Source organism: Pseudoalteromonas sp. AWH4_217, assembly GCF_056161105.1.
This window is the reverse complement of the sequence record NZ_JBSWYM010000004.1, coordinates 263243-288168: the sequence shown is the minus strand read 5'-3', so window position 1 is coordinate 288168 and position 24926 is coordinate 263243. Positions and strand designations below refer to the sequence as shown.

The following is a 24926-nucleotide window of genomic DNA, read 5'->3' as shown; positions in this document are numbered from 1 at the left end:
CGATGGCTTCACCGGTCAACCGCATGGCGGGATATAAAACGACGGACCACCTTCATAAGGTGGTTGAACGTCATACGCCATTGGTAAAAAAAGTGGCCTGTCATTTATTAGCTAGGTTACCAGCCAGTGTTCAGTTAGACGATCTCGTGCAGTCTGGCATGATAGGGCTAATCGAAGCCTGTAAAAACTTTGATGCAAGCAAAGGGGCAAGCTTTGAAACGTTTGCAGGTATCCGAATTCGTGGCGCAATGATCGACGAGATCCGCCGTGGTGATTGGGCTCCGCGCTCTGTTCACAAAAACGGCCGGATGGTAGCAGAAGCCATTGCTGAGTTAGAATCTCAGCTTGGGCGGGAACCAAAAGATACTGAAATCGCTGAAAAACTTGATATTACGCTGGATGAGTACCATCATATTTTACATGATGTGAATGCGAGTAAAGTTATCGGTATCGAAGACTTGGGGGTCGACGAAGACGTAATTTCTCCCGCAGGCAACGATTTTGCGCTAGACAAACCATTCAATAATGTTAAAAATGAGCGCTTTAACGAGTCGTTAGTCAATGCTATCAAGACTTTACCTGAGCGTGATGCCTTGGTGTTGTCTTTGTATTACAACGACGAGATGAATTTAAAAGAGATTGGCGCGATCTTAGAGGTCAGCGAATCTCGAGTGAGTCAGATTCACGGTCAAGCAATGATCAAGCTTCGTGCAAAGATCAATGACTGGATCAATTAGAGTAAGTTTTACAATATAGGTTCAAACCTCACCGGAGGAAGTTTTGGATAAGAACATGAAAATTCTCGTGGTTGATGATTTCTCTACGATGAGAAGAATAATCAAAAACCTGCTAAGAGACTTAGGCTTTACCAATGTTCAAGAGGCTGATGATGGCAGTACGGCACTTCCAATGTTGCAAAATCAGGACTTCGACTTTGTCGTAACTGACTGGAATATGCCGGGCATGCAAGGTATCGATTTGCTACGTGCAATTCGTGCTGATGACAAGCTTAAACACATCCCAGTACTCATGGTTACAGCAGAAGCGAAAAAAGAACAAATCGTTGCCGCTGCCCAGGCTGGAGTTAATGGTTACATTGTTAAACCGTTTACGGCAGGAACCCTGAAAACCAAACTAGAAAAAGTGTTCGAACGTTTAGGCTAGTATTGATAAGGGTAGGCTTATGTCAACATCTTCTGTGCCACAGATAACTCTGGAACAGGCTAAACTGCTCGTTGAATACCTTGAACAAGGTGAGCAGGAAAAGGCTGATGAGATATTAATTGAGGCCACCAACAAAGAACAATCAGAGCTATTCGCTGAAGTGGGTAAACTGACTCGACAACTTCATGAGTCGTTGAAAAACTTTGAGTTAGATACCCGATTAGCAGACCTCACGACAGAAGCCATTCCAGATGCCAAGCAGCGCCTCAATTATGTCATGGAGATGACAGAAAGCGCTGCTAATAAAACCATGGATGCCGTAGAAGCGAGTCTTCCCTTAGCCCAAGAACTTGCCGATGAACTCTCTGAAATTAAGCCCACCTGGGACAGACTAATGAGCCGGGATATCCAGCTCGGAGAGTTCAAGTCTTTATGTCATGATCTTGACAGTTTTATGCAATCCTCAAGAGGCCGTACAGATGAGTTACAAAATCTGATGACCAATGTACTGATGGCGCAAGATTATCAAGATTTAACCGGACAGGTGATCCGGCGTGTCATAGAGCTGGTTCGTGAAGTTGAAGACAGCCTTATTCACTTGTTGACTGTATTCGGTACTGCAGATGAAAGTCAACAAACTGCAGCCCAGCCGCAGTCACAAACTAAAGCCACCCCCGTTGCTGATGAGTTGTCAGGTCCAGAGGGTCCAATAATGGACGCTGAGTCTCGAGATGATGTCGTATCCGGGCAGGACGAAGTTGATGACCTGTTGTCGAGTTTGGGCTTCTAATAGGAGAGTATGCGAATGAGCTTTGAAGTCGATGAAGATATCTTACAAGACTTTCTTGTTGAAGCTGGGGAAATACTCGAACAGTTATCAGAGCAGCTTGTCGAACTAGAAAATAACCCGGAAGATAAAGAGCTGTTAAATGCCATTTTCCGAGGCTTCCATACAGTCAAAGGGGGGGCAGGCTTTTTAAGCATGACCGAACTGGTGGACGCCTGTCATGGTGCGGAAAATGTGTTTGATGTCCTACGCCAAGGGCAGCGTCACGTTACGGCTGAGTTGATGGATGTGATTTTACAATCACTGGACACTATCAATGAAATGTTCTCGTGTATCCAAAACCGCGAGCAACCCGAGCCGGCGGACCCCCATTTATTGGAAGTATTACACCAACTTAGCCAGCCTGAATCTGAAGATGAGGTGATTGCAGCCCCTGCCGCAGCAGAGCCAGAGCCAGAGCCAGTTGTCGCGACACCCAGTGCAGACGATGTGCTTTTTGATGCACCATCCGATCCAGTAAGCGAGTCTTCTGGTGAAAGCTCTGACAGCATTGATGAAATCTCCGAGGAAGAATTTGAGAGTTTGCTGGACGAACTACACGGTTCAGGAAATGGCCCGTCAGCAGCTTCACAAGAACCGGCTAAACCGAGCGCGGCACCAAGCTCATCGAGCAGCGATGATGGTGATATAACCGACGACGAATTCGACAGTTTGTTAGACGAGCTACACGGAGTTGGACAATTTGGCGCAACACCTGCTTCAGCAGCACCTGCACCGGCACCAGAACAACCTGCAGCCGCTGAAAAGGCACCTGCGTCGGGTGGTGGTGACGATGACGAAATCAATGACGACGAATTTGAAGCCCTACTGGATGAGCTACATGGCAAGGGGCAAGCGCCAAAGTCGACAGAGACAGATGTAGCAGCGCCTAAAGAAGCCGCAAAAGCGCCGCCTAAGCCAGAACCCAAGCCAGCAGCACCTGTAGCTAAACCGGCGCCAGCGCCAGCAGCCAAGGCGCCAGCTGCAAAACCCGCAACAGAGGCTAAGCCGGCAGCAGATAATAAAGCCGTAGCGAAAAAACCTGCCGCGCAAGCTGAAACCACAGTTCGGGTAGATACCAAACGCCTGGATGAGATCATGAATATGGTCGGTGAGTTAGTGTTAGTGCGTAACCGCTTGGTTAGTTTGGCCAATAACTCCAACAGCGAAGCAATGGGCAAGGCCATTTCAAACCTGGATGTGGTTACAGCAGACCTTCAGGGTGCTGTCATGAAGACCCGGATGCAGCCAATTAAGAAAGTATTTGGTCGCTTCCCCAGGGTTGTTCGTGATTTGGCTCGTAGTCTTAAGAAAGACATTAGCCTGGTATTGGAGGGGGAAGATACCGATCTGGATAAAAACCTGGTTGAAGCCCTTGCGGATCCCTTGGTTCACTTGGTTCGAAACTCAGTGGATCATGGTATTGAAATGCCAGACGTGCGTGAAGCCGCTGGTAAATCAAGAACCGGTACAGTGACGCTATCTGCATCTCAGGAGGGCGATCACATTCTGTTGACCATCCGTGACGATGGTGCAGGTATGGACCCTGAGAAGCTGAAGAAAATCGCTATCAGCAAAGGTGTAATTGATTCTGATCAGGCAAGCCGCTTATCAGATAACGAGGCATATAACCTCATTTTCGCACCAGGTTTCTCAACCAAAGAACAAATTTCCGACATCTCTGGTCGAGGTGTAGGTATGGATGTGGTCAAAACCAAGATCACTCAGCTCAATGGTTCTGTTAATATCCAGTCAGAGTTGGGCGTGGGCACTATCCTTGAAATCAAAGTGCCTCTGACATTGGCAATCTTGCCAACCTTAATGGTTATGATCGGTCAGCAAACATTTGCTCTGCCACTTGCCGGAGTGAGCGAAATCTTCCACCTGGATTTGACTAAGACTAATGTCGTTGACGGGCAACTCACGATTATAGTACGTGAAAAAGCTATACCCTTGTTCTACCTGGAACACTGGCTTGTGAAAGGTGCTGACAGAGGCGCCCGCAAGGCTGAAGGGCATGTCGTCATCGTTCAGATGGGCACCAAACAGGTTGGGTTTGTTGTTGATTCTCTTATCGGTCAGGAAGAGGTGGTGATTAAACCGCTTGACGCCTTGTTGCAGGGTACACCTGGTATGGCAGGGGCAACAATCACCTCTGATGGTGGTATCGCGCTTATCCTGGACGTCCCCAGCATGTTGAAATATTACGCCGGTAAGTAAATACCTGGCGCATTTATACCGACAAAGTGGTGTCTTTGACACCACTTTTCGGATCTGTAACGAATAAAAGAGCAATGCCAATGGCAGTTAAAGTATTAGTTGTAGATGACTCGAGCTTCTTTCGTCGCCGAGTGAGTGAAATACTAGAAAAAGATCCAGAAATTCAAGTGATTGATTTTGCAGTAAATGGTCAGGAAGCAGTCGACAAAGCTGCCCGCCTCAGACCGGATGTAATCACTATGGATGTGGAAATGCCGGTGATGGATGGTATCAGCGCAGTGAAGCAGATCATGCAGAGCTCACCCACTCCGATTCTGATGTTTTCGTCGTTAACACGTGAAGGTGCGAGCGCGACTCTGGATGCATTAGATGCAGGTGCAGTCGACTTCTTGCCCAAAAAGTTCGAGGATATTGCGCGTAATAGTGAAGATGCGATCCGCTCTTTGCAAAACAAAGTCAAAGAAATCGGCAGACGTCGGGTAAGCAGATTTACCCGCCCGATCAGTTCTTCGTCAACACCTTCACCTATGCGGAGTACACCAACCGCTGCGCCCCCGGGGTTGCGTTCAGCGGCCAAACCGATAGCACAACCAGACCGTTCTTTTTCAAGACCAGCGGCCGACACGCCAAGCACTGGCGCATCGTTTAAAGCCTCAGGCAAGAAATACCAAATTGTTGCAATTGGCACCTCCACTGGTGGACCGGTCGCATTACAAACAATTTTGACTCAGCTGCCAGCGAACTTTCCGCATCCAATTTTGCTTATTCAGCACATGCCAGCAGCATTCACTCCTGCATTTGCACAGCGCTTAAATAGCCTGTGTAAAATCAAAGTGAAAGAAGCTGAGCAGGGTGACAGGTTGCAACCTGGTGTTGCCTATCTGGCGCCGGGTGGTCAGCAGATGTTGGTTGAAGCCAGAGGTGGAAGTAAAACGCTGAAAGTGTTTGAAGATGATAGTCCCCGTATCACCTATAAACCCAGTGTCGATGTCACGTTTGCCAGTACCGCTAAGGCATACGGAGGAGATGTATTGGCAGTGATCCTGACTGGGATGGGAGCAGACGGACGTGATGGTGCCAGAATGTTGAAACAAAGTGGTGCGACTATCTGGGCACAGGACGAAAAAACCTGTGTGGTATATGGTATGCCACAAGCTGTTGCCAGCGCGGGTATTTCGTCTGAAGATATTGCTTTGCAGGATGTTGCACTCAGAATAAACAAAGAGATAGGTTGTGCATAGTTGATATATGCCTGAATACTTGTCTGTGTTTGGCCGAAGGAATAAAAGAAAAACGTGAAAATCTGGACGGTAGCAAACCAAAAAGGCGGGGTGGGTAAAACCACCACCACAGTGAGTCTCGGTGGGATCCTGGCGCTTCAGGGAAAGCGTGTATTATTAATCGATACAGATCCTCATGCGTCATTGACTTACTATTTTGGCATTGACTCAGAAGAGTTAGAAGTCAGTGTATACGACATCTTTATTCGCGGCTCAAACATGGCCAGTGAGGAAATCCTGCAGGCACTGTGTCCTTCAACCATAGAAAACCTGGATATTTTGCCGGCGACCATGGCCATTGCCACGCTGGACCGCAGTATGGGTAACCGTTCCGGTATGGGACTTATCCTTAAAAAGGCGCTTGCTAAGATAAGTGAGCACTATGATTATGCTATCCTTGATTGTCCTCCTGTGCTTGGCGTGCTCATGGTCAATGCGCTGGCCGCGAGTGAACGTATCTTGATCCCGGTGCAAACTGAGTTTTTGGCGTTAAAGGGACTTGATCGTATGATGCGAACAATGTCATTAATGCAAAGTTCGCATTCCAAGCAATATCAATATACTATAGTGCCAACTATGTATGATAAGCGCACAAAAGCATCTCTTGAAGCATACAAGTCTCTGGTGGAAACCTACCAGGACAAAGTCTGGCCCGGGGTTATCCCGGTTGACACCAAATTCAGAGATGCCAGTCTGGCGCAACAGGTGCCAGTTCAGTACTGCCCAAAATCGCGCGGCGTTTATGCTTATCGCGCCTTGTTGGAACATCTGGCAGAAGTTGATAGAGGTAACGATGAGTAAGCATCTGTTTGCCAACGAACAGGTCATGAAACAATATCTGGGTGCTTTGTTACGCGAAGAAGAGGAAGACGACGTCACGCTTGCGCCAGTCGCGAAGCTTTTGGAGTCTGTTCCTGAAGCGCAGGAGAGCCTTGCCACGCCAAGTTCTGCTGAGCAAAGCGTCGTGGATGATGTCGTTACTGAAGCATTACCAGAACAACCCACTGCCGAGCCTTCGGCAGAATTGACGACACCTCAGGAAGTTGAGCCGCAAGAGCAGGTAATAACCCCGGCTGATGATCTTGAGATAACTGAAAATACTACTATTATCAAAGAAGAAGCTGAACAGGCTGTGCCGGCTCGTGCGCGGGATGCCTATCTTGAAAATGAATTTCAGGCGTTATTCTTTGAAGTTGCCGGGCTGACTTTGGCGGTGCCGTTAAAGTCGCTTGGTGGTATACATCAGCTTACAGAAGTTAATCAATTGTTTGGTAAGCCAAAATGGTTTAAAGGCGTGATGCTCAACCGGGAAGAAAAGCTCAATGTTGTAGATACTGCACGTTGGGTTATGCCGGAGAAGTTTACACCTGAGCTGGAAGAAAAGCTCAATTACCAGTATTTGATCATGCTGGGCGATAGCCAGTGGGGACTGTTGGCAGAAAATCTGGTCAATAATATTACGTTGAAACCAGAAGACGTTAAATGGCGAACAGCCGACGGTAAAAGGTCATGGCTGGCGGGCGTCATTAAAGAAAAAATGTGCGCACTGATAGATGTTGAGAATTTAAATCGATTGCTAGAGCATGGCCTCGATAGCCGAGAGCAGTAACTAGCATCTAACTGGAGTAAAATCATGAGTCAAGAGAGAATACTTTCGGCTGATAAAAATGCAGATAGTAATGATGAAGTCCTTCAGTGGGTTACCTATAAGCTAGAGGATGAAACCTACGGCATTAATGTAATGCAGGTGCAGGAAGTATTACGCTATACCGAGATAGCCCCTGTGCCAGGTGCGCCAACTTACGTGCTTGGTATCATCAATCTACGTGGTAACGTGGTCACCGTTATTGATACTCGCTCTCGCTTTGGATTGCCTAGTTCAGAAGTAACAGACAATTCTCGTATCGTGATCATTGAAGCTGAAAAGCAGGTAGTCGGTATTCTGGTCGACAGCGTAGCCGAAGTGGTGTACTTGCGCAGCTCTGAGATCGATAGCGCGCCAAATATTGGCACCGAAGAGAGCGCTAAGTTTATTCAGGGCGTCTCTAACCGTGAGGGTGAGTTACTGATCCTGGTTGATTTGAACAAACTACTCAGCGACGATGAGTGGGATGAGTTGAGTCATATTTAACCCGTGCAAGCAGTAACCCAAAACGAGATTTTATTGCTCCTGGTCATTGCCTCAAGCCTGCTGTGTTTAGTGTGCTTGGGGTTTATTTTTGCGCTGAGTAAAAAAGTACAACAACAAAACCACGAACACGGTAAATTGCTTCAGCATATGAAGCGAGAAAACGAGCAAGTTGCTATTTTACGTAGTGAAATCGCCGAGGTCCGTGCTAGTGTGCTAAGTATTGGTAAACGCCTGGTTGCCTGCGAGAATTACGCAAAGGATCTGGCCCAGCAACAGGCTGCGCAAAAATATGACGATCCTGATGCTAAGATTTACTCACGCGCAGTCAAAATGGTAGAACTGGGCGCAGACATAGAAGAAATCATGCGCGAGTGTGAACTGCCCCGAGCCGAAGCAGAACTGTTAATGTCCCTGCACAATAAACAATCATAGAGGGGTTTATCCTCAACCAAATCAGCCAACGACATCCAGACCTGAGTTTTAGCGTTGGCTGAATAGTATAGATGTGCCTGTACCAGTATTACCTATTGAACGCGTTGAAACAGCCTTTACTTCGCGTAAATCAGATTAACAGCGTCCTCACTGCTGGTTAAACTGACTGGGCGCTATGCCATACTGTGCTTTAAAGCACAGGCTAAAATAGCTTTGAGACGAAAAGCCACACTCAAAGGCAACCTGGGTGACGCTCATGCCGTTTGCCAGCATTTCGGCTCCTTTGTTCAGCCTGAATTTTTTAACGTACTCAGAGAACGTCTGGCCTAACAGGGCTTTGAACTTCCTTTGTAGCTGTCGTTCGCTCATAGCAACCACTGGCAGAAGACATTTGATGCTCAGGGTTTGTTCCGTAAAGTGGGCTGCTAACCATTGTTCTAACTGTTCGATAAACTGGATATCCTTATTGCTAAGCCCAGCGTATTTAGTGCCCTGATGTGCTGTCGGCACCACTGCACCGGGCAGAGCGCCAATTCTTTGACTGATCAGCGTGCGAATATTAAGTAAGTTCTGAATACGGGTTTTAAGCTGCTCTGTGTTAAAGGGCTTACTCATAAAGGCGTCAATGTCCATTTTCCAGGCGAGCATCTGACTTTCTTCATCGCCCTTCGCGGTCAGCATCAGTATTGGGATATGGCAGGTCGTGATTTCTTCCCGTAATTGTTGTGCAAGCTGAAATCCATCAACTTTTGGCATCATTAGATCAGAGAGTATGAGATCCGGTACCTGTGTTTTGGCAAGCGTAAAACCACTTTCACCATCACTGGCGAACAACAGCTGATGGGAATGGCGAAGGCAATCAGCCAGATAAGCCTGCATGTCAGGATTGTCTTCGACAATCAATATGCGTGGTAAATGTTGTGTACTGTCATCGCTATTTTGCACAACCTCTGATGTGATTTGATGCTCAAGGTTTGCCTGCTCCAGTGTGACGACCTCACTTGTATGCAAGCTGATATGCGTTTGTGGCTCGCCGTGGCTCAATGGGAAGGTGACAGTAAACTGTGTGCCAGAAACTCCATCACTTACAACTTGTATTTGACCTTTTGCACGCTCAACTAAGTCTTTTACCAGCGCGAGCCCAATACCCGTACCTGCAACCGTCTTGCTCACAGGTGTATCCAGGCGGACAAAGCGTTCAAAAATGCGGTGCTGATCCTCAGGCGCAATGCCGATACCCGAGTCGCTAACGCAAAGTTGGACCTGCTCCTCTGCCAGCGTGCATCTGATGGTTACTTTACCGTCAGGCTTTGAATACTTGATTGCGTTGGACAGTAAGTTACAGACAATGGCTTCGGCATCCTGACTGGCAATGTCCACCAGACAATCGACATCTGTATCACAATGAACCTCAATGTTTTTCACCCTGGCTATCGATATAAAGGCATAACTTAACTGCTCAGCCAGCGCGTTTAATGCCAGAGTATGGTGTTCTTTCGGCTGTGCAAAATCAGCTTTGGTCAGTTCCAGAGTTTGTTCAACTAGTCTTTGCAGCCGCTTGGCATTAGCGAGGATTTTTTTCAGCGGTTTCTGAGCCTTTAGATCGGTACTGGCTATGATTGACTCAAGCGGACCGGTGATGAGTGTTAAGGGAGTCCTGAATTCATGAGATACGTTAGCGAAAAAGGTATTTTTCTTTGCCAGAGTTTCTTCTGTCAGCTGTACTTTCTCAGCCGCCATTTTAGCAAGTTCCTGCTCCGCTTCTATTGTCGCATTGTAAAAATGAAAACAAGTGAGTCCCAACGCCATAAACGCAATGATCACATTGGACACATGAATATAGGGGAGTAGCTCTGCATAGGCATAGGTGTACTCAATATCTTGAGCAAACAGATAGCAAGCGACAAACAGGCCCATACACAACAAAGTACAGGTCACAATGCCCCACAAAGGGATTTTCCGGTAAAACAGAATAAAGGGAACGGCGGCCCATAAATAGTGCTGAAAACCGGGCGCTAGTCCTAAGTACAGGATAACTACCGTCGAGTGGACGAGTACCTCTGCGACCATTAACAGTACGGCGCCTGAAGTATTATTGCTACGATTCATCCGCAGTGCAATGTACCATGCCAGGGTGCTGAATACTTCCAACACAACTAACTCTGGGATTGCCAGAATGATAAAGTCGACAATCAGTAAGGCATGTACAATCAGCCCCAATATACCTACCGCATTAATAATGGTTTGCATCCGGGTATTGCTGACGGTCACAAAGGGGTTTTGTGCAGCGTCCATAGTGTCTCAGCGATGAAATTCAGTAATTTAAAAAATAACCCAGAATAACCTAGCTGAAAAGTGTGCAGCAAAAATGGACTAAGGATTAAAAAGGCTGATCATTCTGATAGATAGGCTTTTAAAGGTATACGCGCGTTCAGCATATCCAGCTGTTTCTCGGCTTCTTCTCTCACCCAGAGGGTCAAACCATAATTGGCCAGATAGCGCAGGTGCTGTTCAATTTGAGGCGCTGCGTTGATTTCAAGCAATCTCAGTAATGCTTCTTCCTGAACGTCTTCGTATTGTGACGTTAAATAAGGTGTGAGTGCTTCGAGGTGCTCAGGTTGCAGTCTATTTTCCAGTAAGATCAGTAAGTCTTCTTGCTGTAGTGCATCAAGGGATTGTGACTGGTGCAGAATTTTATTCGTATGCGCAAAGAGTAACTCTGGTTGTTTCAGGAGCACTGCTTGCTCAGTTAAGGTTAACAGAGCATGCGGCTCCTTTGTCGAGTGCAAGCGCTTGTTCAGCTCAGCTTTCAAACTTGCGAGTGTCTGGCTCACCAGTTGAGTGGAAGAAACCGCGGCGAATGGTGTTGTTTGTGAAGCAAGTGCTGTCTGGGGTTGCGTAACGGGTCTGTTTGGTACCTTTAACTGTGGTTGATGCACAATGTGATCTTCATTGAGAGGGTGCTCAGTACTGTGACACATCCGGTTATCATGATTTAGTGCAACGGGTTGTGGGCCGGGCGTCACCCAGACAAGTGTCATCAGCCCATGAATAACCAGGCTGGTTGCTGCGACAAATGCGATTTTGCTCATAATGAATACTTGCGTTGATGTCGATGGGTTACACAGGGCAGCTCATAAAAGGGCTTGCCCCGTGTGATGGTTGCTAGCACTCAGGCTCGTCTTTACTGACCGACGCGTAAAAATAGTTTTGCATATTACCATGTCGGGTAATGTCCAGTTTCAGCCATTTGCGTTTGCCAATCTTCCCCTTGCGGTAACTAAACCGTGTGTCCTGTACTTCAAAGCGGCAGCGGTTTGAATCACATTTTAGCTGGGCAGTTTCTCCGGACTTAACCTGTTTTTTACTGTGAGGTGAAAACATCGAGCTGTCTGAACTGTTATAAGAGGCCACTTGCACCCACTCAATGGATGTACAGTTTTTGACTCGAAAACGCTTTGCTTCCGCTGGAGCGGACGTTGCCAAAGTGCCCAAAGCGCCAATCAGCAGCGCCGAATTCATGAATAGTTTGATGTGTGACATGGTATTTTCCTCTACCGTTTTTGCTTTATATGGTGTGTCCGATAGGACGGTGAAATACTAGGTAAGCAGAGGGGCAGGGGCATTAACTGATGCGACAAAGTCCGTCAATTAACCGACATACGAGGAAAAAATTATCATAGTTGTCAGTATATTAAATAAAATGTCGGGAATTTATATGTGGCACAGGACGGCAAAGTATCGCTCCTCAACCCAAAGAAGAATGAGTTCACACAATGAGGTTTTGGGTTTGTGCCATCAGGCCTTTATATTCAGCTTTCCCTGGAAGTGTTTCCAACCAGGAGGAAATTTACCACGCAGAACATACGAAAAAGCAATCAGCTCTGCAATGACATAATAGAGTTCTTTGGGGATTTCTTCGTGCAGGTCGAGCTGGCTGAGCGTCTGGACCAAAGTGGCATCTTCATGGATCATGATGTCTTTTTCTTTGGCAAGTGCAATGATCTCTTCGGCAAGTTCGCCAAAACCCTTACAAACAACTTCGGGCGACTTACCCGCTTCATATAACAGGCCAATGGCGGTTTTTTGTTCCATAACATTTAACGACTACAGACATCTTAGTATCAAAGTAGCATGTAACACCGTCAGATAAAAACCCCTTACCCGGATTTATATCCGGATAAGGGCTGCCAGTTTAGCTATGATGACACAATCTGCCATTTACCCAGGTCTGGCGGACAGGCACATCTCTCAACCCGACTGCAGGGCGTGTTAAGGGATCTTCATCCAGAATAACCAGATCGGCCTGTTTACCAACCACCAGTTCACCGATGAGGTGGTCCATATGACACTGCCAGGCGGCATCATAGGTCGCAGCGCGCAGGGCCTGAGCCATGGTGGCACATTCTTGCTCATTGAGAATTGGAGGGTGACCATTTTGATAGGCTTCCTCAGGGGCGTCTTCCATCATACGGGTGACGGCTTGTTCCATCATACGCAGTGGCCCAATCGGTGAAACAAAGTGATCACTGTGCAGGGTATAGCGCAGCGCATGTTGAGCCGCAGAGGCGGTGCGATCCAGGTGTTCAACAACGGGTTGCTGAGGAAACACCTTATGCTTAAAGGTATAACCCCAGTAGCCCACGTGTCCTATCAAAAAGCTTGGCGACAGGCCCAGATAGTCCATATCAGCCAGGTTCTGATCGCTCAGTAAAGATGCGTGCTCAATACGATGGCGTTTTTCCAGTCCCGCTTTTTCCTGGTTATGGAGTGCATCACGATACGCCATGATGGTATTATTTATAGCATGTGTGCCGTTAGCGTGGATCATCAATGACCAGCCGCGCGTGTCTAACTCACTCACCAGTGCCAGAAACGGAGATTCGACTTGATGATCTGCGTCGCCATCCGGCGGATTGAAATTCCAAACCCCATAAGGGAATTCATCGTTAATATTGCTGTCCGGGAATTGATATTTGGTGAGCTGATATCCGGTCAGACCCTGGTTAGAGCCATCGCTGACGATTTTGGCATGGGCAATATTGAACCAGTCCGTATGATAATGGCTGGGCTCGGTTGGCGTGATTTTGCTCCACTGATCAGCCGTGGTATAGAATAATGCGCCGCCAAGGCGCAATCCGGCAAGACCGCTGCTGGCCATCTTACTCAATATCTCCAGCTCAGCGTTTTTCAAAGATGCGCCGAGCGCCGCATCCCACATCAGGGTGACACCGCGTGATAAAGCGAGTTTAAAGATCTTTTGTAAATTGCCAAATAGTTCAGTGATGCCTTGAGGGTGTTCTACAAAGTACTGCTCCAGCGCAACTTTGATCACCGGACCAATCTGATCCGATTCGAGTAAGATACCATTTTCGTTGACGGGCGGCTTGCTTGCATGCTGCGCGTGTTGCACTGCTTCAAGCGCATTGGTGTTGACGTAAGCAACATGGCCAGATGCATTCATAATAAAAATACAAATATCATCGTCCTTGCCCGAGCGTGCCTGCTTGCTGATGTCGTCCAGCTCAGCACAGTTGAAGTCCTCCCAGGGCGTTGGACTGACAGAGCCGTCCGCAGACGTTGTGGTGATAGGGTTAAACTGGCTGGGGTCGACCCCAAAGGCCAGCAGCCATTTGCGGTGAGAGGGGAGTGCTTTTGCCGCTTTGAGCAACAGCGCTGACACTGACTTCTTGTTGTAGTCTTTGCCAATTAAATACTGATCATTGTTATCACCGCCACTTTCTACTCCTTCTCTGAACGGTGCGAGCTGCAGCCAGGCGTTAAAAGATGCTGTGGGAGTCAAATGAACATGGGGTTCAATCAGCCCGGGTAACATGCAGGCCCCTTGTAAATCTTCAGAGTCGGCGTGTGGATACTGGTTTTGACAGTCAGTCAGGCTACCCGTATGGACTATCTGCCCATGCTCGATGACAACGGCTTCAACGGTTTTGTTTACATCACCGTTCTCGAGCGTACGAATAGTGCCGCCGTAAAAAATATTGTGCTGCTGAGGGGGCCTGACAAACCGATTGGCAATGTAATCATCTATGTAATGCTCTGCGGCAATCAGGAGTTTATCGAGATTGAAAATCCCCTTATCTGACTGGTTATTATCGCCTTGTACGGCATGGCCAAACAATTGGTAGTTACAGCAGGCACAGCCAAGGTGCGGGTGGTGCGAAGACATAGCGTTCTCCTTTGCATATGTGATGTAGTGTTAGGCAAGTCAGACTTGCGCTACAACTGTAGAACATATGGTCAAAAGTGAAAGCAGCCCGAACAGGCTGTGATCCTGACGAGTAAAATTTGGGTTACACCTGAATACTCACGATGGCGTGGCTGTCGTAAAAGCGCTTCACCTGCGACGCATCCTCGCGTAATTCGATTTCACCAACCTGAAGACCATGTGCGGCCAGTTTAACGCGCAGTGCATCCAGGTGGGGCTGGGCCAGCTGGCAAACCGACGCGCTGTCGCCAACAATCTCGCAGTCAACGGCTTTGTCCATTAGCTCCGCTTGTACACTGAGCTGGCCAAGTTTTGCATAGTCGAAGTTAAGCCGCACAAACCACACTTGTTTTTCCGGCATATTGGCTTTGGCCGGTTTCTTATACTTGCCTATCTGTAGTTCACTCTGGCGACATTCCTGCGGCAATTTGAGGGGCATAAATAAATTGATCAGCAACTGGCTTTCGCTATCGAATTTTTGCGCCAGCGGTTGCGGACTGGCGTTGTTAGCCAGATTGTTTTGCAACAGCGCCAGGTCGTCCATGAGACGAGACTGAGCTTGCTGAGTCACCGCCTGAATAAACTGACCGGGAGATGAGAGTTTTGTGCCGGGTTGCAGGGTTTCGACCAGGGCCGCAACACGCTGCTCCAAACTGGTTTGTGGCGGTAAGTCCTGGGTTTTGGCAGTAAGCTGAGTGCCCAGTAAAGTCACTATGAGCTTGTCCAGTGCTTGCGCAAAGCTGCTGTTGGGCAAAGCGGGTTGGATCTGGCTGGCAAGCGCCGGCAACCGTGCAAACAGCTCATGACTGACCTGCTCAGGGGAGTGTCGCGTTTCGTCCATCATCTTACTAAATGCCTGATGGACCAGGCGCATCAGGTCGGCCGATTGGGGGCTGCGAAATTGCTGCGTTGCAGAGAGAGTTTCACTGAGCTGTTGTTGCAGTGGTGGTCCCGATTGTGTCGGTGTTGCCTCTATCTGGCGCAGTGTTTTACTCAAAATCTGGGCGATTGGTAAAGATAAACTGGGTTTGGCCGATGCTGCCTGCTCAGCTTTTGCCGAGCTTATTTGGCTTGGCTGGTTGTCAGCGGGTTTAGCTGCCGACTCGTCACTCATCGCCTGTGCCTGTTGCAACTGAGGGTTTATAAGCTGTGCGCTGTAAGGCTTTTGTTGAGGAACCACAGCAGCAAAGACCTGTTGAAGTATCGCCAGGCGTTGAGTAAACGCGCTGGACGGCTGCGATGCAACAGCGGGTTTGTCTGGAGTTGCAGACGCGAGCGCCTGTGCCTCTTTGGCTGTGGCAGCAGAGCCGGAGGGCGGTATTGGCGCAGGTGCTTGTGACAAAGCCTTACTTATTTTACCTGGTTCTTGTGGTGTTTCCCCGGCTGGTGCCGAGCCGCTATTGCGTTTAGCGACTGGGCTACCTGAAGATGATAAAGGGGCCTGAACGTTACCTTTAGGTGTAGCCTGCTTAGTAATGTTAGTAAATACTTGCTCTACGTTATCCAGCAGCTGTAAAAGAGGTTGGCTGTGTACCGGCGCCATGCTTTTTAGTACCAGCGCGGCATTGTTGGCAGCAATCTGAGGTAAAGTCGCATTGGGTGATTTTGCAGCCGTGGTTGGCGGCTGAGTGGCAGTCGGTGCTTGAGAACCCTGGGCTTGTTTGGTGTTGAAAAAGGGCCTGGACAGTAGCTGCCCCAGAGCTTGTTTAACCGTCTGTTTAATGTCTGCCATTGACACGTTGAGCAAAGGTTTGTCATAGCTGAGTGTTGATTTACTGTCAGGGCTGGGGCTAGTGGCTTTTTCCAGCTCAGTGGCAAAGCGATGTGTAGCCAGTTTGGGCAGTGCCTGTTGTAGAGGCGTGGCCAGTTTTACCTCAGTTGACTGTCTGGCTACCCCGATTTGTAATCCGTCGGGCAGGGCCTTGAGCTGTGCATTGAACCAGCTGTTGAGCTTCAGCGCGCTCTGCGCTTCAGGCGTTTTCACTTCAACCTGTTGGTTGGCAAGCTGCAATGTTGCGCTGCTGCGGCCAAGCTTAATCTTGGGTTGCTCCTGACTGCCAAGTTGCGCAAGCAAAGTGGTCAGTTTGTGTTTACTAACCGGGGCTTTCATTAGTTCATCGCCAAAGGCATTAAAAATCTGTAGCAGCAAGTTATTCTGCCTGGCACTGAGGTTGGCAACGAGTTTATTCTCTTGTTTGAGTAAGTCAGCCAGGGCAGGGGGAACTGGCAGCGCCAGGCCAATTTTTTCCAGCATTAAGGTGGACTGATTGCTGCCCTTAAGCTGTGCATCCAGCTGCAACGCACTTTGTCCGCCAAGTCCTTTGATCAGACTCAGCAGGCTCAGCAAAGTTTGCGCGGGTTTGATCTGTAGCTTCAGTTCTGGTGTGCTGACCGTCAGTAGTGTGCCGTCGGCACTGATTTTTACTTCGGCTTCGGGTAATTTCAGCGGCTGCTGCAACTGACTCTGGCTGGCCAGCCGTACGCCTTGCCAGCGGCCATCTATAGTCACTTCCATTTGAATGCTGTCGGGTTTGATCACCAAATTGCGGGCATTGAAGGTCTGTTCAGTAGCTGCGGTCGTGTTTGCTGATGGCCCGCGTTCATTCAGCTGTGATGTGGCCAAATGTGCATTGTTTTGAATAGAAATCGTCGGCTTATTCATTATTTTAAATCAAATTTTCGTTGATCGGTCGCATCCAATTATTCGTATTACCCTACCATTATGATAGACTAACGCCCAATTTTTTAGCGTCAGAGAGTCGCGCCTTGCTAGAGATTAAGTCCGTCACGTGTGTAAAACAGGACCGCTGTTTATTTGAGTCATTGAGTTTTTCGCTTCAGGCGGGTCAGATCATGCAAGTTGAAGGCCCAAATGGTGCAGGTAAAACGTCTTTATTACGTATTATCGCGGGTTTTGCCCGTGCCGACGAAGGCCAGATCTGTTTTGAAGGCCAGGACATCAGTCGGGACTACGACACTTTCGCCGAGTCTTTGCTATTTATCGGGCACAAAACCGGTGTAAACCAGCAACTGACAGCTTATGAAAACGTCCAGTACTGGCTACAAGTGCACGGTTACGGGGCAGACGAAGAAGAAATCTATACGCTGCTTGGCCAGCTTGGCCTGGTTGGGCTGGAAGATGTTCCCGTGCGGACCCTCTCCGCAGGTCAGCAACGTCGGGTCGCGTTGGTACGGCTGTGGTTAAATAAAGCCCGCCTGTGGATCCTCGATGAGCCCTTTACTGCACTAGACAAAAAAGGCGTTGCGCTGCTGCAACAGCAGTTTGAATCGCACCTGGCAAATGGCGGCGCTATTTTACTGACTACCCACCAGGATCTGACGACTCAGTTCAGCTCCCTGAAAACCCTGGCTCTGGAGTACCGCCATTAATGAAGGTTGAGCATTCTTACTGGCATTTATTTGTCGCTGTTTATCGTAAAGATGTGACTTTGGCTTTTCGCCAACGCGCCGAAATCGTAAACCCACTTCTGTTTTTTCTGATAGTCATTTCGTTATTTCCGTTGGCAATTGGACCCGAACCGGCCTTGCTGGGGCGCATGGCTGCAGGTATCATTTGGGTAGCCGCGTTGCTGTCGACCATGCTGGGTCTGGACAAGCTATTTCGCGATGATTATGCCGACGGATCGTTGGAGCAAATGATAGCTTCACCCTATCCTATGTCTTTGTCTGTGCTGGCAAAAGTGGCCGCGCACTGGACCATCACCGGATTGCCTATGGTGCTGATGGCACCGTTATTTGCGCTGCTGATGAACCTCGACAGCCAGGCACTGGGCGCAACCATTCTGACTTTGTTGATTGGAACGCCGTTGTTAAGTTTTATTGGCGCCATAGGCGCCGCATTAACCGTGGGTCTGCAAAAAGGCGGTATTTTGATGAGTCTGCTTGTTTTGCCTTTGTATATCCCGGTTCTGATTTTCGCAACCTCTGCCATTGATACCGCCAGTATGTCGGTCGCTTATGGCGGACAACTTGCGATCCTTGGTGCCATGCTGGCCGTTGCCATCGTCACGGCGCCAATTGCCATATCGTCAGCTTTAAGAGTGAGTGTAAGTTAAAATGTGGAAGTGGTTACATCCCTATGCAAAAGCGGAGCGTGCTTACCAATTGTGTAACACCTTGCTTCCGTACTTTGTTACCGTGACGGCGGTCTGTATCGCCGTAGGATGGATCTGGGGCCTGGCATTTGCCCCGGCGGATTATCAGCAAAAGGACAGCTATCGCATTATCTTTATTCATGTGCCGTCGGCTATTTTGTCGATGGGGGCGTATTCTTCTATGGCGATTGCCGCAATCGTTGCGCTTGTGTGGCAAATTCGTAATGCTGAACTGGCCGTGATTGCCATTGCTCCGGTAGGTGCGGCGATGACCGCCATTGCGCTTATCACGGGCGCTGCCTGGGGTAAACCTATGTGGGGTGCCTGGTGGGTCTGGGATGCGCGCCTGACCTCTGAACTGATCCTGTTGTTTTTGTACTTTGGTGTGTTGTCTTTGTATCACGCCTTTGAGGACAAAAAATCTGGTGGCAGAGCGGCCTGTATTCTGGCCATTGTTGGAGTGATCAACCTGCCGATTATTCATTTCTCTGTTGAGTGGTGGAATACCCTGCACCAGGGCTCAACCATCACCAAGTTTGATACCTCTGCCATCGATCCGTCTATGTTATGGCCGTTGCTTATCAATATTTTAGGGTTTGCCGCCTTTGTCGGCGCACTGTCACTGGTCCGTCTTAAAAACGAGATCCTTCAGGTCGAGAAGCACCGCCCCTGGGTGCGCCAGCTGGTTAGTCGAGGTTAAATATGCAGTTTGAATCTTTGAGTGACTTTTTTCACATGGGCGGTTACGCCTTTTATGTCTGGTTATCGTTTGGTAGCTGTGCCTTTATCTTGCTGGGCTTGGTATGGGCGTCGCTGAACGACGCCAAGCGCATTAAGCGTGAAGTCGATGCGCAAATGAAGCGTGAAGCACGTATCAAGCAGGCCCAAGAGGAGGCTAAAGCATGAACCCAAGACGTAAAAAACGCTTATTTGCCGTATTGGCCGTGATATTCGGCATCGGCTCAGCGGTTGGTTTGACTCTGTATGCGTTACAAGAAAACATTAACCTCTTTTATACGCCCAGCGAGCTGATTGAAGGCAAAGGCCCTGACAAAGAGCTGCCTTATATCGGGCAAAAGCTGCGCATCGGTGGCATGGTTGTGCCTGGCAGTGTGGATCGGGAAGAAACCTCTCTGGATGTGACCTTTAAGCTTATTGACACCGGCCCTATGGTTACCATTAAGTACCACGGTATTTTGCCTGATTTGTTCCGTGAGGGTCAGGGTATTGTTGCTCAGGGCACACTGGTTGAACCTAATGTCATTGAAGCATTTGAAGTGTTGGCAAAACACGATGAAGAATATATGCCCGCTGAGATCGCTGAGGCCGTGAAAGGGATCAAGCACGAAAAACCTAAATATAATTTAAACAGCGAGAACTAGTATGATCCCTGAGATAGGTTATTTTTCATTGGTTCTGGCCATGGGCCTGAGCCTGCTGTTGTGTATTTTCCCTCTCTGGGGCGCTTATACTGGTAATCTGCGTCTGATGCGCACGGCCCCGTCACTGGCGGTGGGTCAGTGTTTACTGGTGTTATTTTCTTTTGGCGTGCTGATTTATATCACATTGACTGATGACTTTACCGTCGCTTACGTTGCACACCACTCTTCCAGTACGCTGCCCTGGTATTACAAGGTCACATCAACCTGGGGTGGCCATGAAGGCGCCATCCTGTTGTGGTTGGTGATGCAGGCAAGCTGGACGGCTTTGGTCGCCATGATGTCTAAATCTCTGCCCTGGGTACTGCGCGCGCGCGTACTCGGCGTGCTGGGTTTCCTCGGGGTTGGTTTTATGCTTTACACCTTGTGGATGTCGAGCCCGTTTGAGCGTTTGCTGCCTTACTACCCGGTAGAAGGCCGCGATTTGAACCCGCTGCTGCAAGACCCTGGTATGATCATTCACCCACCTTTGCTCTATATGGGGTATGTGGGATTATCTGTGTCCTTCTCTTTTGCAATCGCCGCTCTGTTAACTGGCAAGCTGGATAACACCTGGGCTAAATGGTCGCGTCCCTGGACTATGGCGGCATGGGGCTTTTTGACTTTAGGTATTACCATTGGTAGCTGGTGGGCTTATGCAGAACTAGGCTGGGGTGGCTGGTGGTTCTGGGATCCGGTTGAAAATGCCTCTTTGATGCCCTGGCTGGTGGCCACTGCACTCCTGCACTCGCTGGCTATTACAGAGAAACGCGGCGTGTTCAAATCCTGGACTGTTTTATTAGCTATCGCCGCATTTAGCTTGTGTTTGTTAGGCACTTTTATCGTTCGTTCCGGCATCATTGTATCGGTACACGCGTTTGCCACTGACCCCGATCGTGGTTTGTTTATTCTGTCTTTCCTGGCCTTAGTGGTGGGCGGAAGTTTGGCACTCTACGGGCTGCGTGTGAGCCAGGTGTACAGCGAAGGTCGCTATAAGCTTGTGTCACGCGAAGTCGGTTTGTGGGTGAATAACATCTTCCTGGTTGTGGCAACCCTGATAGTATTGCTGGGCACGCTCTTGCCAATGATCCATAAAGAGTTGGGGCTGGGTTCCATCTCGATTGGTGTACCTTTCTTTAACCAAATGTTTGCCATCCTGATTGTGCCGTTTGCCATCTTAATGGGCATGGCGCCTATGTTGCGCTGGAAGCAAAACAAGTTGCCACCACTGGCTAAGAAGTGGGTTGCTATTTTTGTCGCCACTATTGTGATCACCAGTGCCTGGCTATTCTCCAGTTTTGATGACATCAGTATGCTGACCTATCTGGCTACCGGATTAGCGGTATGGATCTGTATCGCCACAGTGGTCGACCTGGTTGAAAAAGTGAGTGTGCACCCAAGCACGGCTCAGGGTCTGAAACGTCTGGGCATGAGCTATTGGGCGATGGTGCTGGGCCATGTGGGTATCGCATTTGTGATTGCCAGTGTGACCCTGACTTCAGCGTATTCTGTTGAACGCTCAGTGGTGATGACAAAAGGCGAAACTGCAATGCTGAATGAATATGAGTATCGCTTTGAAGGCGTAAACGAGATCCGTGGCCCTAACTATGGCGGCCATGCCGGTGAAGTCACCGTATTTAAGGACGGCGAGTATGTCACCTTGTTGCATGCAGAAAAACGTTTGTACGATGTGGGCATGCAGTTTATGACCGAAGCGGCAATTGACGATGGCTTCTATCGTGATTTGTACTTGGCGCTGGGCGAGTCCATGGGTAATGGTGCCTGGTCACTGCGTATTTATCACAAACCGTATGTTCGCTGGATGTGGTTGGGCGGTATTCTGATCTCCCTGGCGGGCTTTATTGTCCTGGCCGATAAGCGTTATCGTCGTCGTAAGCAACCCTCTGTGGAGCACGCACAATGAACAAGAAGTTTTTAGGCCTGGTGCCACTGCTGATCTTTGTATTGTTGTGTGTGTTCTTGTATCAGGGCTTATTCGGTAATCCCAGAGAACTGCAAACCGGCCGCCTGGGTCACACTATGCCGGCGTTTGAATTGCCCGATCTGATGGATGAGCAAAAGCGCTGGACCGATCAGGACTTGCTGGGAGAGGTGTACCTGCTGAACGTGTGGGGCACCTGGTGCCCGACCTGCATTGCGGAGCTGGGTTATCTGACCGAGCTGCGTGAGCAGGGCGTGCGTATCATCGGTTTGTACTACGAGCAAGCCTATGATCCCGACTTTGGCGATCAATTTGATATTAACTACCTACGTGCCGACGTACAGCAAATGTTGTCGCGGGCAGGTGACCCTTATCAGTTTAATATCCTCGACCTTGAGCGCACTCTGGCACTGGACTTAGGGGTTTCCGGCGCGCCGGAAACTTTCCTGGTAGATAAAAACGGTAAGATCATTTTGCACCACACCGGCGACATTAATCCGCGCGTGTGGCGCAGCAAATTTGCTCCGGCAATTCAGGAGTTGCAACCATGAAAAAACTAATGCTGGCATTGGCACTACTGGCAGGCCTGTGGTCGCTCAGTGCCCATGCTGTTGAAGACAAATACCAGTTCAAAAACGCCGAACGAGAGCAGACCTTTAAAGAGCTGGTGCAGGAACTGAGATGTCCTAAGTGTCAGAACCAGAACATTGCGGATTCCGATGCCGTGGTCGCCAAAGATTTACGCGATCGCGTGCTGGACATGGTTCAGGAAGGCAAGTCTAAGCAAGAAGTTATCGACTTTATGATTGACCGCTACGGTTACTTTGTTCATTACCAGCCGCCCGTTACCCCGGCCACTATTGTATTGTGGGTGATGCCTGTGGTGATCCTGGTGCTGGGTTTTGGCTTTATTGTATTCAGACAGAAAAAAGCTGCCCGCAAGCAAAGCTGGAGCCCGGAAGATGAACAAAAACTGGCAGAGCTTATCAAACAAAGCCAGCGTAAGGAGCGTACTTCATGAATGACATGATGCAAATGTGGGGCATGTTTGCGCTTCTGACTGTGTTGGCAGCCTTGTTCGTAGTCATGCCGTTTTTCCGTCGTGACAAGCTGGTCGCTGTAGACCACGATGCCAATGCTGAGCGCATAGACATTTATCAGCAGCGTTTACAGGAGCTTGCAGAAGAGCTGGGTAATCAACGTATTGACCAGAGCAGCCATGATGAATCTGTACTGGAGCTTAAGCGCCGGTTGCTGAACGAGTTATCACCGGAGCGTACACTGGATACACGGGGTAACAACCTGGTGCTTGCTGCCACAGGTGTGACATTCCTGCTGGTCGTCAGTGCGGTATTCTACTCTTTTACCGGCAGTCAAAAACAAATTGCCGACTGGTATAAAGCCGTTAATAAGCTGCCCGAGTACGGCCAGCGTGCGGTGATGCAAACGGGTGAGCCACTGAGCCCAAATGAGCTTCAGGCGTTTGCGCTGGGTCTGCGTACTAAACTGGCAAACAGCGGTGATGATGCGGTTGCCTGGATGCTGCTGGGCCGTGTTGCAATGTCGCTGAATGACTTTGAAATGGCCATGCAGGCGTTTGACAAAGCGTTGGCAATGCAACCCAATAACAGCAATGTGAAGGTCAGCTATGCTCAGGCGCTGCTGGTTGAAGGTTCTGAAAATGCCATGAACCGTGCTGCACGTATGTTGTCTCAGGTGCTACAACGTGAGCCACGTAATATCGATGCGATTTCTTTGCTAGCGCTGATCGCCTATGAGCGCCAGGACTGGAAAGAGTCCAAAGCGGCCTTTGAAGTTTTATTGGCGAGCATGACTCAGGACGACCCGCGTTACGCGATGATCCGTCAGCGCATTACCGAACTGAACGAAAAGCTGAACTCAGCACAAGCCTCGCAGCCAGCGATGCCGGCTGATGGGCTTCAAGTGACGGTGACACTGGCAGACGAGTTAGCTGATAAAATACCAGCAAACGCGACTTTGTTTGTCTTTGCCAAAGCGGCGGAAGGTCCGCCAATGCCACTGGCGGTCGCTAAACTTACAGATTTTAACTTGCCATTGAGTGTCAACCTGGACGATAGTATGGCGATGATGCCTAACCTGAAGCTGTCAGGGTTTAAAGAAGTGGTTGTAACTGCACGTATTTCCGTGGATGGTAATGTGGCGTTGCAACCTGGTGAGTTAGAAGGCGTGACTCAGCCCGTCCCTTTAACCCAAGAGGTGCAGCAGGTCGCGGTTACTATCAGTCGTGTTATAACCAGCACAGGAAGCTAAATGTATAAAAAACTCGTTGGCGCCGCTTTGGCGCTAATTTTATCAGGGTGTGCGCAAGTCCCCGAAGAAAAACAAGACCCTCGGGATCCACTGCAGTCGCTCAACCGTCCGTTGTATGACTTTAATATGGATGTCCTGGATGCCTATATCTTACGTCCTGCGGCGAAAGGGTATATTGCTATTACACCAGCACCGGTGCGCAGCAGCCTGGTGAACTTCACAACCAACCTGGCTGCACCGACAGATGCCGTGAACGCTGCTCTTCAGGCAAAACCGGGTGATGCAGGTGTGAACGTTGCACGTTTTTTGGTGAACACAACGGTGGGCATTTTTGGTCTGTTTGATGTAGCAAAATCACTGGGCCTGGAACACAAAGATGAAGACTTTGGTCAGACACTGGGTATCTGGGGGGTCGGTGATGGTGCTTATCTGATGATCCCGGGTTATGGCCCGTCAACAGCTCGTAACCTTACGGGTGATATCGTCGACAATGTTGTGCTGCCAGAAATTGCCTTGTCCACACCGCAAACTATTCTGGTATTTGCCCTGCGTGCGGTTGAGGCAAGAGCCAGTCTGATGTCACAGGAAAAACTCCTTAACGAGTCACTCGACCCGTATATTTTTCTTAAGGATGTCTATTTCCAGCGTCAGCTTTATGAACTCCACGATGGCAATCCACCCGTTGAGGAGGAGCCAGAAGAGTTCGATGAGGATTTCCTCGAAAACCTATAAACATCAATTAGATAAGCCGACTTAATGTCGGCTTATTTTATTCCATCTGATTCCTTCACTCTGATAGCCAGAGCCACTCAACACGAGTTTGGATGGTTAGGGCATACTTTTCCCGGCTAAAAACCAGATTAGCTGGTCTGGCTCAGCG

25 protein-coding genes are annotated in these 24926 nt (G+C 49.0%); 19 read left to right on the top strand and 6 right to left on the bottom strand.

The features are described from left to right. Window positions 1–2: 2 nt before the first annotated feature. From ACXAH1_RS06485 to ACXAH1_RS06445, 9 genes are all read left to right on the top strand, one after another. The gene (locus ACXAH1_RS06485) at window positions 3–737 is read left to right on the top strand and encodes an RNA polymerase sigma factor FliA (protein WP_138550023.1); all 735 of its coding nucleotides are present in this window, start codon (window positions 3–5) and stop codon (window positions 735–737) included. A 43-nt stretch (window positions 738–780) separates the two neighbouring features. Continuing rightward, a complete protein-coding gene (gene cheY / locus ACXAH1_RS06480) occupies window positions 781–1164 on the top strand; it encodes a chemotaxis response regulator CheY (protein WP_054015632.1) in 384 nt (127 codons plus the stop codon). Between the two features lie 19 nt (window positions 1165–1183). After that, window positions 1184–1954 carry a protein phosphatase CheZ gene (locus ACXAH1_RS06475; protein ID WP_253048911.1) on the top strand — a complete coding sequence of 257 codons (771 nt, stop codon included), beginning with the start codon at window positions 1184–1186 and terminating at the stop codon, window positions 1952–1954. 15 nt (window positions 1955–1969) lie between these two features. Then, window positions 1970–4210 (top strand): chemotaxis protein CheA, encoded by a 2241-nt coding sequence (locus ACXAH1_RS06470; protein WP_475194980.1) that lies wholly within the window; start codon window positions 1970–1972, stop codon window positions 4208–4210. Between the two features lie 80 nt (window positions 4211–4290). Beyond that, window positions 4291–5451, top strand: a complete 1161-nt coding sequence (locus ACXAH1_RS06465) for a protein-glutamate methylesterase/protein-glutamine glutaminase (protein WP_475194979.1) — start codon at window positions 4291–4293, stop codon at window positions 5449–5451. 54 nt (window positions 5452–5505) lie between these two features. After that, window positions 5506–6291 carry a ParA family protein gene (locus ACXAH1_RS06460; RefSeq protein ID WP_054015636.1) on the top strand — a complete coding sequence of 262 codons (786 nt, stop codon included), beginning with the start codon at window positions 5506–5508 and terminating at the stop codon, window positions 6289–6291. Continuing rightward, window positions 6284–7099 carry a chemotaxis protein CheW gene (locus ACXAH1_RS06455; RefSeq protein ID WP_475194975.1) on the top strand — a complete coding sequence of 272 codons (816 nt, stop codon included), beginning with the start codon at window positions 6284–6286 and terminating at the stop codon, window positions 7097–7099. Before ACXAH1_RS06460 ends, ACXAH1_RS06455 begins: the two co-directional genes overlap by 8 nt. A 24-nt stretch (window positions 7100–7123) precedes the next feature. Continuing rightward, entirely contained in the window at window positions 7124–7621 is a 498-nt protein-coding gene (locus tag ACXAH1_RS06450) for a chemotaxis protein CheW (RefSeq protein ID WP_010385708.1), read from the top strand. Window positions 7622–7624: 3 nt separating this feature from the next. Further along, a complete protein-coding gene (locus ACXAH1_RS06445) occupies window positions 7625–8053 on the top strand; it encodes a DUF2802 domain-containing protein (RefSeq protein ID WP_054015638.1) in 429 nt (142 codons plus the stop codon). A gap of 147 nt (window positions 8054–8200) precedes the next feature. Here the strand turns inward: ACXAH1_RS06445 and ACXAH1_RS06440 are convergent, their stop codons facing one another. The 6 genes from ACXAH1_RS06440 to ACXAH1_RS06415 all read right to left on the bottom strand — a co-directional run bounded on the left by ACXAH1_RS06440 (window position 8201) and on the right by ACXAH1_RS06415 (window position 16941). Then, window positions 8201–10348 (bottom strand): hybrid sensor histidine kinase/response regulator transcription factor, encoded by a 2148-nt coding sequence (locus ACXAH1_RS06440; protein WP_475194972.1) that lies wholly within the window; start codon window positions 10346–10348, stop codon window positions 8201–8203. A gap of 98 nt (window positions 10349–10446) precedes the next feature. Further along, complete coding sequence (locus tag ACXAH1_RS06435; RefSeq protein ID WP_475194971.1) at window positions 10447–11145, bottom strand: hypothetical protein; 699 nt, start codon at window positions 11143–11145, stop codon at window positions 10447–10449. 73 nt (window positions 11146–11218) lie between these two features. After that, window positions 11219–11596: a hypothetical protein gene (locus ACXAH1_RS06430; RefSeq protein ID WP_253048894.1), complete on the bottom strand. Its 378-nt coding sequence runs from the start codon at window positions 11594–11596 to the stop codon at window positions 11219–11221. 255 nt (window positions 11597–11851) lie between these two features. Next, complete coding sequence (locus ACXAH1_RS06425) at window positions 11852–12148, bottom strand: EscU/YscU/HrcU family type III secretion system export apparatus switch protein (RefSeq protein WP_010385716.1); 297 nt, start codon at window positions 12146–12148, stop codon at window positions 11852–11854. A 100-nt stretch (window positions 12149–12248) separates the two neighbouring features. Next, window positions 12249–14240 (bottom strand): amidohydrolase, encoded by a 1992-nt coding sequence (locus ACXAH1_RS06420; protein WP_475194967.1) that lies wholly within the window; start codon window positions 14238–14240, stop codon window positions 12249–12251. Between the two features lie 124 nt (window positions 14241–14364). Continuing rightward, window positions 14365–16941: a flagellar hook-length control protein FliK gene (locus ACXAH1_RS06415; RefSeq protein ID WP_475194965.1), complete on the bottom strand. Its 2577-nt coding sequence runs from the start codon at window positions 16939–16941 to the stop codon at window positions 14365–14367. A gap of 104 nt (window positions 16942–17045) precedes the next feature. Here ACXAH1_RS06415 and ccmA point away from each other — a divergent pair, with 104 nt between their 5' ends. Genes ccmA through ACXAH1_RS06365 form a run of 10 tightly spaced genes read left to right on the top strand, consistent with a single transcriptional unit; the run spans window position 17046 to window position 24778 of the window. Beyond that, complete coding sequence (gene ccmA, locus ACXAH1_RS06410) at window positions 17046–17669, top strand: cytochrome c biogenesis heme-transporting ATPase CcmA (RefSeq protein WP_125720822.1); 624 nt, start codon at window positions 17046–17048, stop codon at window positions 17667–17669. Next, on the top strand, window positions 17669–18355 hold the full coding sequence (gene ccmB, locus ACXAH1_RS06405) for a heme exporter protein CcmB (RefSeq protein WP_046003892.1): 687 nt from the start codon (window positions 17669–17671) through the stop codon (window positions 18353–18355). The genes ccmA and ccmB overlap by 1 nt, the downstream gene beginning before the upstream one ends. A 1-nt stretch (window position 18356) precedes the next feature. Next, the gene (locus tag ACXAH1_RS06400) at window positions 18357–19094 is read left to right on the top strand and encodes a heme ABC transporter permease (RefSeq protein ID WP_125720824.1); all 738 of its coding nucleotides are present in this window, start codon (window positions 18357–18359) and stop codon (window positions 19092–19094) included. Between the two features lie 2 nt (window positions 19095–19096). Then, window positions 19097–19300, top strand: coding sequence for a heme exporter protein CcmD (gene ccmD, locus ACXAH1_RS06395; RefSeq protein ID WP_054015643.1), 204 nt, complete (start codon window positions 19097–19099; stop codon window positions 19298–19300). Further along, the gene (gene ccmE / locus ACXAH1_RS06390; protein ID WP_125720826.1) at window positions 19297–19776 is read left to right on the top strand and encodes a cytochrome c maturation protein CcmE; all 480 of its coding nucleotides are present in this window, start codon (window positions 19297–19299) and stop codon (window positions 19774–19776) included. Before ccmD ends, ccmE begins: the two co-directional genes overlap by 4 nt. Before the next feature lies 1 nt (window position 19777). After that, on the top strand, window positions 19778–21736 hold the full coding sequence (locus tag ACXAH1_RS06385) for a heme lyase CcmF/NrfE family subunit (protein ID WP_475194959.1): 1959 nt from the start codon (window positions 19778–19780) through the stop codon (window positions 21734–21736). Beyond that, entirely contained in the window at window positions 21733–22305 is a 573-nt protein-coding gene (locus tag ACXAH1_RS06380; RefSeq protein WP_054015646.1) for a redoxin family protein, read from the top strand. Before ACXAH1_RS06385 ends, ACXAH1_RS06380 begins: the two co-directional genes overlap by 4 nt. Continuing rightward, on the top strand, window positions 22302–22775 hold the full coding sequence (locus ACXAH1_RS06375) for a cytochrome c-type biogenesis protein (protein WP_046003886.1): 474 nt from the start codon (window positions 22302–22304) through the stop codon (window positions 22773–22775). The genes ACXAH1_RS06380 and ACXAH1_RS06375 overlap by 4 nt, the downstream gene beginning before the upstream one ends. Next, complete coding sequence (ccmI, locus tag ACXAH1_RS06370) at window positions 22772–24046, top strand: c-type cytochrome biogenesis protein CcmI (protein WP_475194953.1); 1275 nt, start codon at window positions 22772–22774, stop codon at window positions 24044–24046. Before ACXAH1_RS06375 ends, ccmI begins: the two co-directional genes overlap by 4 nt. After that, window positions 24047–24778 carry an MlaA family lipoprotein gene (locus ACXAH1_RS06365; protein WP_253048884.1) on the top strand — a complete coding sequence of 244 codons (732 nt, stop codon included), beginning with the start codon at window positions 24047–24049 and terminating at the stop codon, window positions 24776–24778. The last annotated feature ends 148 nt before the right edge of the window (window positions 24779–24926 follow it).

What these genes read in the sequence shown, in the direction of transcription:
- ACXAH1_RS06485 (WP_138550023.1), top strand. Translation starts at nt 3, where the DNA reads ATGGCTTCACCGGTCAACCGCATGGCGGGATATAAAACGACGGACCAC.
- ACXAH1_RS06475 (WP_253048911.1), top strand. Translation starts at nt 1,184, where the DNA reads ATGTCAACATCTTCTGTGCCACAGATAACTCTGGAACAGGCTAAACTG.
- ACXAH1_RS06470 (WP_475194980.1), top strand. Translation starts at nt 1,970, where the DNA reads ATGAGCTTTGAAGTCGATGAAGATATCTTACAAGACTTTCTTGTTGAA.
- ACXAH1_RS06465 (WP_475194979.1), top strand. Translation starts at nt 4,291, where the DNA reads ATGGCAGTTAAAGTATTAGTTGTAGATGACTCGAGCTTCTTTCGTCGC.
- ACXAH1_RS06455 (WP_475194975.1), top strand. Translation starts at nt 6,284, where the DNA reads ATGAGTAAGCATCTGTTTGCCAACGAACAGGTCATGAAACAATATCTG.
- ACXAH1_RS06450 (WP_010385708.1), top strand. Translation starts at nt 7,124, where the DNA reads ATGAGTCAAGAGAGAATACTTTCGGCTGATAAAAATGCAGATAGTAAT.
- ACXAH1_RS06440 (WP_475194972.1), bottom strand. Translation starts at nt 10,348, where the DNA reads ATGGACGCTGCACAAAACCCCTTTGTGACCGTCAGCAATACCCGGATG.
- ACXAH1_RS06435 (WP_475194971.1), bottom strand. Translation starts at nt 11,145, where the DNA reads ATGAGCAAAATCGCATTTGTCGCAGCAACCAGCCTGGTTATTCATGGG.
- ACXAH1_RS06430 (WP_253048894.1), bottom strand. Translation starts at nt 11,596, where the DNA reads ATGTCACACATCAAACTATTCATGAATTCGGCGCTGCTGATTGGCGCT.
- ACXAH1_RS06425 (WP_010385716.1), bottom strand. Translation starts at nt 12,148, where the DNA reads ATGGAACAAAAAACCGCCATTGGCCTGTTATATGAAGCGGGTAAGTCG.
- ACXAH1_RS06420 (WP_475194967.1), bottom strand. Translation starts at nt 14,240, where the DNA reads ATGTCTTCGCACCACCCGCACCTTGGCTGTGCCTGCTGTAACTACCAA.
- ACXAH1_RS06415 (WP_475194965.1), bottom strand. Translation starts at nt 16,941, where the DNA reads ATGAATAAGCCGACGATTTCTATTCAAAACAATGCACATTTGGCCACA.
- ccmB (WP_046003892.1), top strand. Translation starts at nt 17,669, where the DNA reads ATGAAGGTTGAGCATTCTTACTGGCATTTATTTGTCGCTGTTTATCGT.
- ACXAH1_RS06400 (WP_125720824.1), top strand. Translation starts at nt 18,357, where the DNA reads ATGTGGAAGTGGTTACATCCCTATGCAAAAGCGGAGCGTGCTTACCAA.
- ccmD (WP_054015643.1), top strand. Translation starts at nt 19,097, where the DNA reads ATGCAGTTTGAATCTTTGAGTGACTTTTTTCACATGGGCGGTTACGCC.
- ccmE (WP_125720826.1), top strand. Translation starts at nt 19,297, where the DNA reads ATGAACCCAAGACGTAAAAAACGCTTATTTGCCGTATTGGCCGTGATA.
- ACXAH1_RS06385 (WP_475194959.1), top strand. Translation starts at nt 19,778, where the DNA reads ATGATCCCTGAGATAGGTTATTTTTCATTGGTTCTGGCCATGGGCCTG.
- ACXAH1_RS06380 (WP_054015646.1), top strand. Translation starts at nt 21,733, where the DNA reads ATGAACAAGAAGTTTTTAGGCCTGGTGCCACTGCTGATCTTTGTATTG.
- ACXAH1_RS06375 (WP_046003886.1), top strand. Translation starts at nt 22,302, where the DNA reads ATGAAAAAACTAATGCTGGCATTGGCACTACTGGCAGGCCTGTGGTCG.
- ccmI (WP_475194953.1), top strand. Translation starts at nt 22,772, where the DNA reads ATGAATGACATGATGCAAATGTGGGGCATGTTTGCGCTTCTGACTGTG.
- ACXAH1_RS06365 (WP_253048884.1), top strand. Translation starts at nt 24,047, where the DNA reads ATGTATAAAAAACTCGTTGGCGCCGCTTTGGCGCTAATTTTATCAGGG.